The organism is Pseudoalteromonas sp. SIMBA_162, assembly GCF_046535955.1.
In the GTDB taxonomy this organism is placed as follows: Bacteria; Pseudomonadota; Gammaproteobacteria; order Enterobacterales; family Alteromonadaceae; genus Pseudoalteromonas; species Pseudoalteromonas marina.
The window spans coordinates 133,954-150,200 of record NZ_JAWJBQ010000001.1 but is presented as its reverse complement, the minus strand read 5'-3'; the positions used below and the strand labels follow the sequence as shown (position 1 = coordinate 150,200).

The window sequence follows — 16,247 nt, the reverse complement described above, 5'->3', positions numbered from 1 at the left end:
TTTACGCCTTAGTTGGCCCTGCAATATTGTTCACTTCTATTTCGAGCTGTTTATAAAAACCCATTAAAAATAGTAATTCTACAGTTACATACAATGGGCCAATAATTAAGCCAATTAAATCATCAACAAACGCGGGCTTTTTGCCTTCATAATAATGACCAATAAATTGCAACACCCAACCAAACACAAATACCCCCACGCCAATACTTAACCAAGGCCAAAATGTCATAGCTGCTATAGGCTCAGCTGCAAACAGCAATGCAGTAAACAATATAGCCATAATTAAACCCAGCGATAGACTTAACATGACGTAATAAATTACCGAGGCTAAAACAAATATTTGTGCACCATTAATAACAACGCCACCAAGGGGTATTTCAATGCGGGCAAGTAAACATAAAACGGCAAATACAATAAGTGGGATACCAAAAAAATGAGTAAGCACATTGCGCTTAGAGCGGTGATATAAACCATATTTGCCAAGTTGTTGTTGAAGTGTTTGCATGGTGTATTCCTCAATAAATATTTAGCTAAACACTAAACATAACAAATAAACGTGCAACAACAATGTCACCTACCCGACATTTACAAATTTAAGCTAACGCCGAAATAATACTTCCCTTTTCTTGTTCTGGTTGGGTATCCATGCGTTCACGTCCATTTTGATACTCCTGTTCGAGCATTTTTTGTAGTTCGTCCATCTTTTGTTAATTGAATCACTGTCAGCGCCTTGCTTTTGTAACTTCTCAGATAACGCTTCTATTAATGCTTTTATCTCTGCTATTTTGTCTTTATCGATACCTAAACGTTGGTAAACCAATGCCTCTTGGGCATTTTGTAAAAAGTTATTAGCAACCTTTGGCTCATTAAACTCTTTCGGTTGTTGGGTGGTTTGTTGGATGGGGACATCTGTTGCCGCACTCTTATTTATTAATGCCGCATTAGTGTCACTTACATAGCTACTATGTTGATTTATATAAGAAGTTATCATCATTAGCTTAAATCCATTGCTGCAAAGTAGTATCTGTAGCAATTTTGGTTCCAAAAAATGGTGAAAATAAACTAAGTTAAAGCTAGTCAACCAAAAATCTGGTTAAACAATTGAGGATTTTTTTTATTTGGCCAAAAATTTAAATTTTAACTGAAGGTTTATTGTGCAGCGCTTGAGTTAACTAGCAAGCGCCTGCAGTTTACTTACATCCAACACTGTAATGCACTGATACCCCAAACTAATGGCATTTTTTTTAACCAGTTTTTGTAGTATTTGATTTATGGTTTGCCGTGTTAAATAGGTCATATCCGCTAATTGTTGCTGAGACAATGCCAATGGCGCTGAAAAATTGGTTTGCTCACTCAGCATTAATAATCTGTTACATACCTTTTGCTCTGCACTGTGCAATGCATGATCTTCCATTGAAGAAAACATAAGCCGTAATTTTTGTGCCAATAATAAGCCAAACTCCTGCCAATATTCAGGGTGTTTACTTAATAGTTGCTCTAATGAACGTTGTGGTACATAAAATAACTGAGCGTCAGTTTGTGCGTAAACGTCATGGGTTCTTAAGCCTTTATCAAATAACGTTACTTCACCAAACCATAACGATGCATCGATGAAACTCAAAACGGCCTCTTTACCATTACTATTTACGCCACTAATTCGCATAACGCCACTTAAAACAACGTATATTCCATCATGCACATCGCCACGTAAAAATAGCGCTTGTTGGGCTTTCAAAGTGAGTATTTTACCGTGAGCTAATAAAAACATTTTTAGCTTGGGGCTACGATTTTTAAACCATTGCCCTTGCTCTATTACTGCTTGCTGATGCGCTTTCATGGTACCTCTTTAACAATCGTACTCACTTTTTGGAACCCAACGATATTTGCTAATTTCAAATAATTCATTAAATTTGATTGCTCCGTTTTTAACTGTATTTCAACTTAACATTATTTGTTAATTTACTTGCACAATAACTCGAATTTATGACAATCCACTCAGATATATCAAGGGTCTAATCATTACATGTTGCGAGATTCAATTACTAGCAAGACTTTTAAAGCATATTAATTAGGCATAATTTTAATGCAGTTTAACCAACCCCTTCACTCACAGTATAAATTACATTTTTCGAACAAATATATTTCATTTTATTAAAACATTAGTTGATCCTTCTATGAAATTGGTCTAGCATTTCTGGAAGCGCTTCCACATAGGCGATTTTTAATTTTCTTTTCTGGAAGCGCTTCCACACATTTGACAATGTTAACATTTACACAATAACAGCCTCATACAAGCTGTTAATAATAATGATAAAAGTACGAGGGAAACCGAATGGCTAACCATATTGTAAGAAAAACAAAGATAGCAACCAGCCTATCTTTGATTTTAAGCGCATCTGTATCTTTACCGTTGCTTGCACAAGAAGAAGCAAATCAAGACGTTGAAGTAATTCAGGTCACCGGCTTTAAAAGTAGCATTAAAGAATCAACTCGATTAAAACGTGATGCCGCAGGTGTGGTAGACGCCATTTCTGCTGAAGATATTGGTAAATTTCCCGATACCAATTTAGCCGAATCGCTACAGCGTATTACCGGTGTGTCGATTGATCGCTCAAACGGTGAAGGGTCTAAAGTGACTGTTCGTGGTTTTGGCCCCGATTACAATATGGTAACCCTAAATGGTCGTACTATGCCGGCAGCTTCTCTTCCTGCAGGTGGCGGCACTCCCAATTCTCGTGCATTTGATTTTGCTAATTTGGCATCTGATAGCGTTAAATCAGTTGAAGTTTATAAAACAGGTAAAGCAAGTATTGCCTCTGGTGGTATTGGTGCAACTATTAACATTAACACTGCCCGCCCACTCGACAACCCTGGATTTATTTCAAGTATTGGTGTTAAAGCACTTCACGATACAACTAATCGCGTAGGCGATGACATTACACCTGAGCTTTCGGGTATTATTAGCTGGACCGACAGCGACGCTAAATTTGGCGCATCGTTAACGGCAAGCATGCAACAGCGCGATAGCTCATCAACAGGTGCATTTGTAAATCAGTGGAATACATCGGCTTTTGACGGCACTATTCCTCAAGCAGCTGACGATATTGTTTTAACTAACGCACCAGAGATTGGCCAGCTTTATTCAATGCCATCAGATTTACGTTATACCATAGCCGACAGAGAGCGTACGCGTACAAATGCGCAATTAACATTTCAGTACAGCCCAATTGATGATTTAACAGCCACACTTGATTACACCTACTCTAAACAAGATTTATTTGAAGCACGCGCTGAGCAGTCTCTTTGGATGGACAATTACAAAAGTGCGCTAACCTTTGATGACAACACCGTTAAAACACCTGTCTATTACCGTGAAGAGCGCCGCGATCTACAAACGCGTGATTTAGGTTTAGCATTTCAAGAGTTAAATCAAGTAAATAAAAATGATTCAATCGGTTTAAATGTAGAGTATTACTTTAACTCTGAGTTGAGCTTTATGTTTGATGCGCACAATTCAAAAGCCACAAGTAAACCTGACGCACCATACGGCAGCTGGGTTAATGCAGGCCTTGGTGCAAATGTTATTAATGCACAAGAAGTAGACTTTAGCCGCGAACTTCCTTCTATGAGTATAGATTTTAACGACTGTCGACGCGCTAACTTAAACTGTAACAATACGCTCGACCCTGCAGATGTAGGTACCTCGATATTAGACTCTAATTTTGCAAGCCAAGAATCTGAAGTGAACGAATTTAGGCTTCATGGTAAATATGAGCTGGAAAACGGTGTAATTGACTTTGGCGTAGAATCTCGCTCTATGGAAAGCCATTCACTTCAGTCACTTACTCGTAACACGATGGGAAATTGGGGAGTTGAAAACCCTGGTGAATTACCTGACGGTTATTTAAATCCTACCAACTTTTTAGCTGAGTTTGACGATTACGATACGTCTGGTTCATTTAATCAAGGCTATACGGGCAGCGCTTCACAAATAGGTTATTGGGCAGGCGAGCAATATGGATTTAACTTCGCAGCCGATGGCGCTTTTGCTACAAACCGCACCATAGAAGAAGATATTACTGCGGCCTTTGTTCAGTTCACTTATACTGGTTATTTTAATGACATGCCTTACAACATCGTTGTTGGCGCACGTCACGAGTCAACTGATATTACTTCAACTGCTAATATCGACCTGCCAAATGCCATTGCTTGGGAAGGCAACAACGATTTTAACGTACGCTTTGGCTCAGATAAGCAAGATTTCACACTAAAATCTAGTTACGATCATTTTTTACCCAGCTTAGATTTTGACATAGAAGTAATCGAAAACGTAAAAGCGCGCTTTTCTTACAGTACAACGATCGCCCGTCCAACGTATGACAACTTAAGTTCTGCCGCTACTGTCGGTGTACCGGGAGCGCCAACCTTATTGCCTGGTTCGTCACCAGCAACAGCGTCAACAGGTAATCCTGGTTTAGTGCCGCTTGAGTCAGATAACATTGATGTATCGGCAGAATGGTATTTTGCAGAAACAAGTTATGTATCGGTAGGTTACTACACAAAAGATATCGAAAACTTTATTGGTTTAACGCCAATGACACAAAATTACTATGGTTTACGCGATGCAACTGCGGGCCCTCGCGCGCAAGCTGCCATTGCAGAGCTTGAAGCCCGTGGGCTTGCTGTTACAGATTCAAACTTATTCCAAATGGTTGCGGCTACCGAAAATGGGGTAGATTTTGATTCTATGACTTACGAAGAATTTGAAGCGGCGTACGATGTTATTGCTAACAGCGATGACCCACTACTCGATTTTACTGCACAAGTACCAACCAATAATAAAAGCGCCACCATAGATGGTTTTGAAATTGCATTTCAACACTTTTTTGGTGAAAGCGGTTTTGGCGTTCAAGCAAACTACACTACCGTTAATGGTGATATAGACTTTGATGTAAATGCTAACCCTTCTACAACGCAGTTTGCACTGGTAGGGCTAAGCGATACAGCCAACTTTATTGCCATGTACGAAAACGATGACTTTCAAGCCCGTGTTGCCTATAACTGGCGGGATAAGTTTTTAAATAGTGCAGCGCGTTACGTTAACGAACCTGGTTTTACTGAAGAGTATTATCAAATCGACTTTAACGTTGCGTACAACTACAGCGAACAGCTTTCGTTTTTTGTTGAAGGTATAAATATTACTGAGCAAAACAGCCGCGAACATGGCCGTACATCAGTGCAATTATGGAACTTACAACAACTAGGCGCACGCTACAATATTGGTATGCGTTACAACTTCTAAAGGTAATACCAAGCAAAGCCGTTAGTTATTACTAGCGGCTTTTTTGTATTTAAAACGATATAGTTTACGTGTTATCAAGTTTAGGGTTTTAACTCATGACCAAACCAATAAAAAAAATAGTCATTTTAGGTGGTGGTACAGCCGGCTGGCTAAGTGCGGGTTTATTAGCTGCTGAGCATCCACATTTGAGTGTCACGTTAATTGAGTCAGCAAACGTACCAATACTAGGTGTAGGCGAAGGCACGTGGCCTTCAATGCGTAATACGTTACAGCGTATTGGCATTAAAGAAATTGATTTTATAACCCAGTGCGATGCCACCTTTAAGCAAGGTTCTAAATTTATAAATTGGCGCAACCTAAATAAGGGAGAAAACTACTACCACCCTTTTATGGACCCTCAAGGCTACGAGCAAACCAATTTACACGCAAATTGGCAACGTATTGCACCTAACCAAAAGTTTGCTGACGTTGTTAATATGCAAAGTTTTGTATGCCAAGCAGCACTTGCACCAAAACAATTACAAACACCCGAATACGCAGCAGTCACCAACTATGGCTATCATTTAGATGCAGGTAAATTTGCCGAGTTTTTAAAAAACCACTGTGTTAAAAACTTACATGTTACACATATTACTGACGATGTAACCCACGTTATTAATGACGAGCATGGCTATATTGCCTCATTAAAAACAAATAAAAATGGCGATATAACAGGTGATTTATTTTTAGATTGCTCAGGCTCTCGTGCGCGTTTAATTGGTGAGCATTTTAATAGTGAGTTTATAGCGCAAGATCATATTTTATTTAACAACAGCGCTGTTGCAGCGCAAGTACCTAATGCACACATCAATCAGCCAATTGCCTCTGCAACGCTCTCTACTGCGCAAAGTAACGGCTGGATTTGGGATATAGCCCTACCCACACGCCGTGGCACAGGTTATGTATTTAGTAGTAAATACCAAAGCGATGAAAGCGCAACTGATACTTTAAAAAGCTACATAGCTAAAAGTACCAGCGAGCAACAAGCTGAGCAGCTTAACTACCGTGTATTAAAATTCAGCCCAGGGTACAGACAAAAGTTTTGGATTAAAAACTGTGTTGCCGTGGGTATGTCGGCTGGATTTTTAGAGCCACTTGAAGCCTCTGCACTTGCCATGGTTGAACTTTCAATTAGTATGCTGAGCGAGCAACTACCACAAAACCGCACGCATATGAGCCAACTTGCAAATCGCTTTAACGACCGTTTTAGCACGCGCTGGCAACGTGTTGTCGAATTTTTAAAACTCCATTATGTTTTAAGCGAACGCGACGATAACCCTTACTGGCAAAATATTCGGGATTTAACAACTGCACCAGAGCGCCTACAAAACTTACTTAAACTTTGGCAATTTCAGCCCCCTAGCCGCTTTGACTTTATTGAAAACGAAGAAGTATTTTCATCAAATAGTTATCAGTATGTTTTATACGGCATGGGCTTTAATACACAAACACCTCAAGCACACAATGCGTTTACCAGCGCTCAAGCTGGCGATTATTTTTATCAACAAAACCGTGAAAAAATTGCGCAATACTTAAAAGGCTTACCGAGTAACCGCGCGCTTTTAAATGATCTTTTATCTAATAATAGGCAGCCACATAATGACTAAAACAAATGCTGTTAAAAATGTAGTAATAGCGGGAGGCGGCACTGCAGGCTGGATGGCTGCGGCTGCACTTGCAAAATTAATTGGCAAAAATATACACGTTACCCTTGTTGAATCTGACGATATTGGCACTGTAGGCGTTGGCGAGGCAACAATTCCGCCTATTCGTACGTTTCATAAATTGCTAGGTATAAACGAGCAAGCTTTTATGAAAGCCACTCAAGCAAGCTTTAAATTAGGTATTAGCTTTGAAAACTGGGGCGATGAAAACACGCGTTATATTCACTCATTTGGCGCAACAGGCAAAGAATGTTGGGCGGGTGAGTTTCATCACTTTTGGCTACAAGGCAAAACTTTAGGAATAAACAACCCTTTTGGCGATTACTGTTACGAGCTGCAAGCGGCTAAAGCCGGTAAATTTGCGTTTAACCAACAAAACCCTATTAACTACGCCTACCATATGGATGCTACCCGCTACGCGCAGTTTTTACGTGAATTTTCAGAGCCATTAGGTGTAAAGCGTGTTGAAGGTAAAATACAAAAAGTAGTAAAAAGCGCTAATACAGGCCACATAGAATCATTACTTTTAAATAGTGGCGAGCAAATAAACGGCGACTTTTTTATAGATTGCACCGGCTTTAGAGGCTTATTAATTGAGCAAGCATTGCATACGGGCTACGATGATTGGTCGCACTTATTACCATGCAATAGCGCCATTGCAGTACAAACAAAATCAACAAGCGATACCGTATTGCCACTTACCCGCTCTATTGCCCATAAAAGTGGTTGGCAATGGCGTATACCGCTGCAAAATCGTGTAGGCAATGGGTTAGTGTATTGCAGCCAATATATGGATGACGAACAAGCTAAAGCGTTATTGCTAAATAACATTGAAGGTGAAGCGCTTACTGAACCCCGTGTTATTAAATTTAAAACTGGGCGGCGCTTAAAAGGCTGGAACAAAAACTGCCTTGCGCTTGGTCTTGCAAGCGGTTTTGTTGAACCACTTGAGTCCACCAGCATTCATTTAATTATGTCGGGTATTATTCGTTTTATGCGTTTATTTCCGTTTAATGGCATAACCAATCACGCCATTGACGAATACAACAAACAACTTAAAAGCGAAATTGAAAATATTCGCGACTTTATTGTGCTGCATTACAAAGTAACTAATCGCGATGACAGCGAATTTTGGCAACACTGTAGCGCCATGGAAGTGCCGAAAACACTTCAGCATAAAATTGATTTGTTTAAACAAACTGGCCGTGTATTTTTAGACGATGGTGATATTTTTAGAGTCGATTCGTGGGTGCAAGTTATGCTTGGTCAAGGTATTGTGCCTGAACAGCACCATTTAATAGCCAGCATGATGAGCGATGAAGAACTCGCCCGTTTTTTACACGGTATTAAACAGCAAATAGAACAGCGCGTTAGCCAATTACCGCCGCATCATGAATTTTTAAAACACTATTGCCCTGCATGAAAAAAGCCCTTAAAAAAGGGCTTTGGGTACACACAACAATTTTTACGCTTTATTATTCACACTTAATCTTGGCACTTTTAGCGTTTTGTGGTTCAAAGCCAATATCTGCAACTGAAACGCTAAGCTCTCCTGCCGTTTTAATAATAAATGGGCTGGTTACTCTGGCAAAATCAACGCCCTTTTTAGTAAAACAGGTTAAATCTACACTCATTGTTTGCCATGTATTTAAGGCTGAATTTTTAAGCTCATTGGTAATATTAAGCTCGCCACCACAGCCTTGCTCGCATTTCATACCTAGTTGCACTTGCTCTGTTGGCATTGTATTTATTTTATAGCTAAAACTAAGCGCTGAATTGGCCTCACTATAAGCTACTTTGTCTTCAGTAAAGTTACTGTTAATTTCGATATAGCTTGTACTAGAGCCTGTAAAATTAAACGTCATCGCATCTTCTTGAATGGTCTTATCTTCAGTACGATAAGTAATGCCGCCAAGCTTTACACTATTACTAGCAACTTGATGCTGCTGGTTATTAGAGTTTAAAAACAAACGCCACGGTGTTTTAAAGCTGCCATTAAATATAGACAGCGGCGCAAGGTTACTAATATCAACGCCTGAGTCTTCATTTAGATTATTGCCAAGCGTACTTTCATCTTTGTACGTTAAACCAAAGCCATAGGGTAATAATGGTGAGTAATCAGCATCGCCCTTATTTACAGCCGTTTGCAGTGGCGATTTAGGCCACGAGAACGATAACTTACCTTTAAAGTCATGTTGTACTTGCCCTTGTTTATCGCTTAGTAATACATCAGCAATACCTTGGCCTTCAGTGCCAGGAAGCCATGCAGCTACAAACGCATCAGATGCATTAAGCTCGCTATTAACCCACATGGGTCTGCCCGATATAAACACAGAAACAACTGGTATATTTTGCTGCTTTAATGTTTTTAATATTTTAAGAGAGCGTTTATTATTACGTTCAAACTCAAGGTTGTCTTTATCGCCATGCCCTTCTGCGTATGGCTCTTCGCCAAATACAACAATGGCTACATCGGGTTTAGTATCAAACATGCCATTTGGGCTTAAGATAGCGTTACCGCCAGCAGCCTCTATTTGCGCTTTTAATCCGGCATATATAGAAGTGGCTCCAGGAAAGTCTTCATTTTTATTGTTAGTGCCCTGCCACGTAATGCTCCAACCGCCCGATTGTTTACCAATATTATTGGCCGCATCGCCTGCTATAAGTAAATTGCTTGATGGGTTAATCGGTAATATATGGTTATTGTTTTTAAGCAGTACTAAAGACTCTTGCACCGCTTGGCGGGCAATATCACGATGTGCTGGCGCACCAATTAGCGCTAATTTACCTGAGAATTTACGCTTGGCAGGGCTTGGTTTTTCAAATAAACCTGCACGTAATTTAACACGCAAAATACGCGCAACGGCATCATCTATTCTAGCCATAGGAATAGTACCTGCTTTTACTTGCGCTATTGTATTGTTATAAAGTGGTTTCCAAGCATCTGTAGGCACCATAAAAATATCAAGCCCCGCATTGACTGCTTGTGGGCAGCTTTCGTTAGTACAGCCGGCAACTTGCCCGTGGCCGTTCCAATCTCCTACAACAAAGCCATCAAAACCCATTTTGGTTTTGAGTACATCGGTAAGTAAGTATTTATTGCCATGATTTTTTTTGCCATGCCAGCTATTAAACGACGCCATAACAGACTGACTACCTGCCGTTAAGCCACCTATATAACCTTGCGCATGTATATTGTATAAATCTTTTTCGGTATCAATATTATTACCTTGATCGTCGCCATCCACTGTACCGCCATCACCTAAAAAGTGCTTAACAGTGCTAATTACGCGTTTATCACTTAAAAAGTCGCCATCGGCTCTACCTTGTAAGCCATTTACAATAGCGGCTGAATACTTGCGAACAATTGCAGGGTCTTCTGAATAGCCTTCGTAGGTTCTGCCCCAGCGATCATCGCGCACTACAGCTACGGTAGGTGCAAACACCCAATCAATCCCTGTAGCCATTACTTCTACCGCTGTTGCCGCTGCAATTTGCTCTATAAGCGCAGGGTTATTAGCAGCACCCAAACCAATATTATGTGGAAATAATGTCGCACCAATGACGTTATTGTGCCCATGTACGGCATCGGTGCCCCACATGGTAGGGATTTTACTGCCATCAAGCGTATCATCAACCGATGCTTGATACATACTCTCTGCAAGCGCTATCCAGTCAGCAGGAGTAGCATGCTTATTAGCATCAGGAAAAGAGCCTCCACCATTTAAATAAGATCCAAACCCATATTTGCGCATATCTTCAACGGTTATATCGCGAATTTCTGGTTGGATCATTTGCGCTACTTTTTGCTCAAGCGTCATCGACTTTAAATAACCAGCAATTGTATTTTCAATCTCGGCACTTTTTTGTACTTTGTTTTTAAGAGTTGGCCAAAGTGTTATATCACCCTGCTCATGCTCCGAGACGTTAGTATGATTGTTACTAACTTGCGTTTGCTGTTTATTACAGGCTGTTAAAACACATATTCCTCCCACTAAAAGGGAAATAATTTTTAATGCTTTTGTGTTTAAGCTTTTTTTCATTGTTATGGCCCTGTGTTGTCTGGGTGTGTTTTTATAATGTAATTTGCTTATTTAAATATAACTATTGACCTGTTAAACAATAGCCACTAACCTAAATATGGAAGCGCTTCCTGAAAGTTATTAAATACTATACCCAGCGATTAATCAAATTAATTATGGAAGCGCTTCCAACTTTAACTTTATAAAAGCAAATTTACTAAAAATAAAGCAGGGGTTTTCGCTTAATGAAACAATTATCTTTACCTAGTGGCTCACCACTTTTAGCCAAACACTTTACTTACGGTGTGGCCACAGCGTCTTTTCAAATTGAGGGTGGCGCAGCAGATCGTCTCCCCTGCATTTGGGATACCTTTTGTAGTAAAGAGGGTAAAATTGCTGATAATTCGAATGGTGATGTAGCCTGCGAGCACTACACTCGTTGGCAAGACGATATAGACTTAATTGAGTCGCTAGGTGTAGACGCCTACAGGCTTTCTATTTCTTGGCCCCGTGTAATGACCAAAAAAGGCCATTTAAACCCTAAAGGCGTTAAGTTTTACACCGATATTTTAGATGAGCTAAAACGTCGTAATATCAAAGCATTTGTTACTTTGTACCACTGGGATTTACCACAACATATTGAAGACGAAGGCGGCTGGCTTAACCGAAACACAGCTTACGAATTTGCACATTACGCAGACTTAATTACTCAAGCCTTTGGTGAGCGAGTACATTCTTACGCAACACTAAACGAGCCATTTTGTAGCTCTTATTTAGGCTACGAAATTGGCGTACATGCACCTGGTATTGTTGGGCGAGAATACGGGCGAAAAGCTGCGCATCATTTACTACTTGGCCACGGATTAGCGATGCAAGTGCTTGCTAAAAATAGCCCTAATTCACTCAACGGTATTGTGCTTAACTTTACGCCTTGTTACCCAGTTACCCAATGCGAAGAAGATTTAAACGCCACTGCATTTGCTGATGACTACATAAATCAATGGTATATGCAGCCAATAATGCAAGGTCAATACCCTGATATTATTAACCAATTACCTAAAGCCCAGCGCCCTGATACTTTACCAGGCGATATGGACATTATTGCACAGCCACTTGATTATTTAGGTGTGAATTTTTATACCCGTATGCATTATCAAGCAAGCGAAACAGACTTTTATCATGAGCTGCCACACAAAGCCCCAATGACCGATATTGGCTGGGAAATTTACCCTAAAGCGCTTACAGAGTTACTTGTATCGTTAAACGAAAAATACACCCTACCACCTATTTATATTACCGAAAATGGCGCAGCCATGGCTGATGAATTTAAAGACGGTGAAGTGAAAGACAACGATCGTATTGAATATTACCAAGAGCATTTAAATGCCCTACATAATGCAACAGCACAAGGTGTTAAGGTAGATGGTTACTTTGCGTGGAGCCTAATGGATAATTTTGAATGGGCAGAAGGGTATTTAAAACGCTTTGGTATAGTACACGTAGACTACAACACACAAAAACGAACTGTTAAAGCCAGTGGTAAAGCGTACACTAAACTCATAACAAGCCGATAAATTATCGGCTTATAACAATAAGAACACACACTGTGAACAAACTCCCTTTATACGAAAAAGTCGGTTATGCCATGGGTGACGCGGGTGCTAATTTAGTATGGCGTGGCGCATTGGCCTATTTAGCGGTATTTTATACCGACACCTTTGGCATATCGGCTGCAGCGGCCGCCATGCTGTTTTTAGTGGTTAGATTATCTGATGGTGTAACCGATATAATTATGGGCATGATTGCCGATAGAACGCAGTCACGCTTTGGAAAATTTAGGCCGTGGATACTCTACTCCGCGCCCTTTTTAGGTTTGTTTATGGTGCTGTGCTTTACCACACCTGACTTTAGCGAAACCAATAAACTTATTTATGCCTACGTTACTTATATTGGTTTAACACTTGCTTATACAGTCAGTAACGTACCCTACTCTGCACTTATGGGCGTAATGACCCCCGATGACACCGAGCGCACAAAGCTATCAGGATTCAGATTTGCAGGCGCGTTTACCGGCGGGTTATTAGTGATGGGTTTTTTACCCGATTTAGTCGCTTACTTTGGAGGCGGTGATAACGCCAAGGGCTATCAGCTCACTATGTATTTGTTCGCAAGTTTACTTATTGCGCTTATGGTTATTACCTTTGTAAGCACTAAAGAGCGTGTAATAGCCCCAGCTTCAGAGCAAGGGTGTTTAAAATCAGAACTGTTTGATTTAACTAAAAACCTACCATTTATAATATTACCTTTGTTATCAACAACGCTGTTTTTTTACTATCGCGATTTATACAGCGGATTATTTTTTGCTTTAGTTATGGCGGCAATGACTGTTGTTATAAAAAAACTACTTAATAAAAACAAACAAAACCTAACCGGTTCGCAGCGCGATATGGTCGATTTACTAACAAATAAACCGTGGCTCGTTTTATTGGGTATTGGCTTTTTAACCATGATGTTTAACGGAATAAAATATGGTGTTATTGCCTATTATTTTAAGTACCACGTTGCTGATGAACTCATGGCAGGGCAATATTTTATTGCCTTATTAATAGTATCTATATTTGGTGCACTTGCTACAGGCAAGCTGGCTGAAATTATGGGCAAACGCAATTTATTTATTGCATCGTTGTTGCTAAGCGGCTTATTAACCACTGCATTTTATTGGGTGCCTAGCAATAATATTGTCGCTGTATTTACGTTTGGCTGCGCGGCTGAGTTTTTTGCCGCTATGATGCCTACTTTGTTTTTTAGCATGCTGGGAGATTCTGCCGACTACTCCGAGTGGAAAAATAAACGCCGCGCAACCGGGCTTATTTATTCTGCAGGCACCTTTGTACAAAAAACGGGAGGTGGTTTTGCTGGGGCACTCGTATTAGTGGTACTTGCAAGCTATGGGTATAACGGTATGGATGAGCTTACAATTAACCAAACCCTTCCCGCTATGCAGTTGTTAATGAGCTGGATCCCTGCTGCTTTTGCATTTTTAGGCGCCGCGTTGATGCTTATTTATCCGCTTACACCTGCAATAACCCAAAAAATAACAGAAGATTTAGCAATTAGGCGCAGTAATGTGTAAATTAACATTTAATCACAATTTATGTTTTATAAATTTTATTTAAAACAAATGCGTACAAGCTAGGATATAAATGGCGACTATTTATCAAGTATCAGAAATGGCAGGAGTGTCTTTATCAACTGTTTCTAGGGTGCTTAACGACAACGACTACGTAAGTAAAAAAACTAAAAAAAAGGTATTAGAGGCGATGAAAGAGCTCGGCTATCAGCCAAGCTCTATTGCACGCTCTTTAGCATCAAGCCGCACTAACAGTGTAGGCATTTTAGTGTCTGAGTTAGACGGCCCGTTTTTTGGACAAATGATGTCGGCCATTGAAGAGCAATTGCGCATAGCTGGTAAACACGTAATTATTACGCCCGGCCACAGTGATGAAAAAAAAGAAAAAAACGGTTTTGAATTTTTAATTAGCCGTAATTGCGACGCCATTATTGCTCACGTAGAAGCGGTATCTAACGAGTATTTAATTGAGCTCAGTAAAGGTAAAACCCCTATTTATTTAATGAGTCGCTACGTTAAAGAAATAGAGCAAAACTGCATTAGTCTCGATAATGTTATGGGTGGCTACCTTGCAACAAAAGCTATGATCAATAAAGGGCATAAACGTATTGCTTATATTGCCGGTCCACAATTTAAAGAAGACGCCTCAGATCGTTTAAAAGGCCACAAAAAGGCGCTTGCAGAATATGGCCTCACCTTTGACGAAAGCTTGTATTATGTGGGCGACTTTAAAGAAACCGGTGGCAGCGATGGCCTGCGTCATTTTATTCAAAATAAAGCACAAATTACGGCTCTTGTGTGCGCCAATGACGAAATGGCATCGGGTGCAATGAAATACGCTCGCGAGCATGGCTTTAATATACCTAAAGATTTAGCAATAATTGGGTTTGATAACGTTATTTTTACCAATTACCTTTACCCTACGCTTACCACAATAGATAACCCAGTACCCGAAATGGGCCGTGCAGCAGCAAATTTAGTGCTTAAAGATATTTATAAAAAAAGCGGCATAACGGTTACTCAGGTGTTTGAGCCTAAGCTAATTTTAAGAGACTCAACCCCGGATATAAATTAATTTAGTTGCAAATTATCTAACTCGTTTCGTACCCACTGCGAATCGAGGTATTGCTCTAAATGTTGCTGTGCAAATTTTAAAAAGTTTCGTGCAGCATGCGATATATGCCTGTCGGTTCGCATAACAAAATACCAATGGCTAGCTAAATGAGTATCGGTAACAGTTAATACCTTAAAGCTTGCATCGTCTTTTTCGAGTACATGGCGAGATAAAACGGCTATTCCCATACCCGAAGATACCGCAACTCTAATTGCTTCATTGCTAGCCATTTGCACTGAATCACTCAGTACTAAACCACGGCTTTGTAGTTCGCTTTCAAATAACATGCGCGTTGCCGAGCCATTTTCACGTAATAAAAATCGGTATTGCATTAAGTCGCTGAGCTTTACTGACTCTAATTGTGCAAGCGGATGATTAACCGGCACAATAAACTCAAGCGGATTATGTAAAAAACGTGCAGCTTGCGCATGTTCAAGCGATGGAGGATGGCTGAATACGTAAATATCGTCTTCACCACGCTCAAATCGGTTTAGCACTTCTGCACGGTTACCAATTTCTAGTGGAAGCTCTACATGCGGGTGTAAATTACTATAGGGTCCTAATAATTTGGGCAAAATATATTGTGCGGTATTGACCATGGCTATTTTACACCTACCTCGCTCACCACCATTTAGTTCTGTTAAAAAGTCTTGGTAATCTTCAAAGTGTCCAAATACTTGCTGACAGGTTTTATAAAGCTCAAGTCCAGCTTCGGTCACATGCATTTTTTGATGCTGCATAACCATTAACGGCTCAGCTACGGCTTCTTGTAAGCGTTTAATTTGCAGCGATACAGTAGGCTGAGTTAAGTGCAATCGCCTCGCGGTTTCACTAATTGAGCCTGTTTTTACTACGCTCATAAACACTTCGAGCAACCTAAATGAAATATGTCGTAAATCCACAACCACCACCTATAGATAATTATTTATACCTAACTAGTATTTATTTTATTATTTACTATACAAAGTTTTAAATA

At 40.1% G+C, this 16,247-nt stretch carries 10 protein-coding genes and 1 pseudogene; 6 read left to right on the top strand and 5 right to left on the bottom strand.

Annotated elements, in window-relative coordinates; genetic code table 11:
• Window position 1: 1 nt before the first annotated feature.
• The 3 genes and pseudogenes from R0J88_RS00610 to R0J88_RS00600 all read right to left on the bottom strand — a co-directional run bounded on the left by R0J88_RS00610 (window position 2) and on the right by R0J88_RS00600 (window position 1,837).
• Window positions 2-505 carry a DUF962 domain-containing protein gene (locus R0J88_RS00610; RefSeq protein WP_286889873.1) on the bottom strand — a complete coding sequence of 168 codons (504 nt, stop codon included), beginning with the start codon at window positions 503-505 and terminating at the stop codon, window positions 2-4.
• An 88-nt stretch (window positions 506-593) separates the two neighbouring features.
• Window positions 594-994, bottom strand: a pseudogene (locus tag R0J88_RS00605) (hypothetical protein).
• Window positions 995-1,168: 174 nt separating this feature from the next.
• Complete coding sequence (locus R0J88_RS00600; protein WP_248519452.1) at window positions 1,169-1,837, bottom strand: Crp/Fnr family transcriptional regulator; 669 nt, start codon at window positions 1,835-1,837, stop codon at window positions 1,169-1,171.
• A gap of 495 nt (window positions 1,838-2,332) precedes the next feature.
• Here R0J88_RS00600 and R0J88_RS00595 point away from each other — a divergent pair, with 495 nt between their 5' ends.
• The 3 genes from R0J88_RS00595 to R0J88_RS00585 all read left to right on the top strand — a co-directional run bounded on the left by R0J88_RS00595 (window position 2,333) and on the right by R0J88_RS00585 (window position 8,428).
• Window positions 2,333-5,302 (top strand): TonB-dependent receptor, encoded by a 2,970-nt coding sequence (locus tag R0J88_RS00595; protein WP_138741171.1) that lies wholly within the window; start codon window positions 2,333-2,335, stop codon window positions 5,300-5,302.
• Between the two features lie 95 nt (window positions 5,303-5,397).
• A complete protein-coding gene (locus R0J88_RS00590) occupies window positions 5,398-6,948 on the top strand; it encodes a tryptophan halogenase family protein (protein WP_410898743.1) in 1,551 nt (516 codons plus the stop codon).
• Complete coding sequence (locus R0J88_RS00585; protein WP_410898742.1) at window positions 6,941-8,428, top strand: tryptophan halogenase family protein; 1,488 nt, start codon at window positions 6,941-6,943, stop codon at window positions 8,426-8,428. The genes R0J88_RS00590 and R0J88_RS00585 overlap by 8 nt, the downstream gene beginning before the upstream one ends.
• Window positions 8,429-8,480: 52 nt before the next feature.
• Here R0J88_RS00585 and R0J88_RS00580 read toward each other — a convergent pair whose 3' ends face one another.
• Complete coding sequence (locus tag R0J88_RS00580) at window positions 8,481-11,048, bottom strand: glycoside hydrolase family 3 protein (protein WP_410898741.1); 2,568 nt, start codon at window positions 11,046-11,048, stop codon at window positions 8,481-8,483.
• 224 nt (window positions 11,049-11,272) lie between these two features.
• On the opposite strand from R0J88_RS00580, the gene R0J88_RS00575 reads away from it, so the two are divergent.
• From R0J88_RS00575 to R0J88_RS00565, 3 genes are all read left to right on the top strand, one after another.
• A complete protein-coding gene (locus tag R0J88_RS00575; protein WP_410898740.1) occupies window positions 11,273-12,601 on the top strand; it encodes a GH1 family beta-glucosidase in 1,329 nt (442 codons plus the stop codon).
• Between the two features lie 32 nt (window positions 12,602-12,633).
• A complete protein-coding gene (locus R0J88_RS00570) occupies window positions 12,634-14,160 on the top strand; it encodes an MFS transporter (RefSeq protein WP_410898739.1) in 1,527 nt (508 codons plus the stop codon).
• A 70-nt stretch (window positions 14,161-14,230) separates the two neighbouring features.
• Complete coding sequence (locus R0J88_RS00565) at window positions 14,231-15,232, top strand: LacI family DNA-binding transcriptional regulator (protein ID WP_058429062.1); 1,002 nt, start codon at window positions 14,231-14,233, stop codon at window positions 15,230-15,232.
• On the opposite strand, the gene R0J88_RS00560 is transcribed toward R0J88_RS00565, so the two are convergent.
• A complete protein-coding gene (locus R0J88_RS00560; RefSeq protein ID WP_039037822.1) occupies window positions 15,229-16,173 on the bottom strand; it encodes a LysR substrate-binding domain-containing protein in 945 nt (314 codons plus the stop codon). The two genes, R0J88_RS00565 and R0J88_RS00560, sit on opposite strands and share 4 nt — an antisense overlap.
• Window positions 16,174-16,247 lie beyond the last annotated feature (74 nt).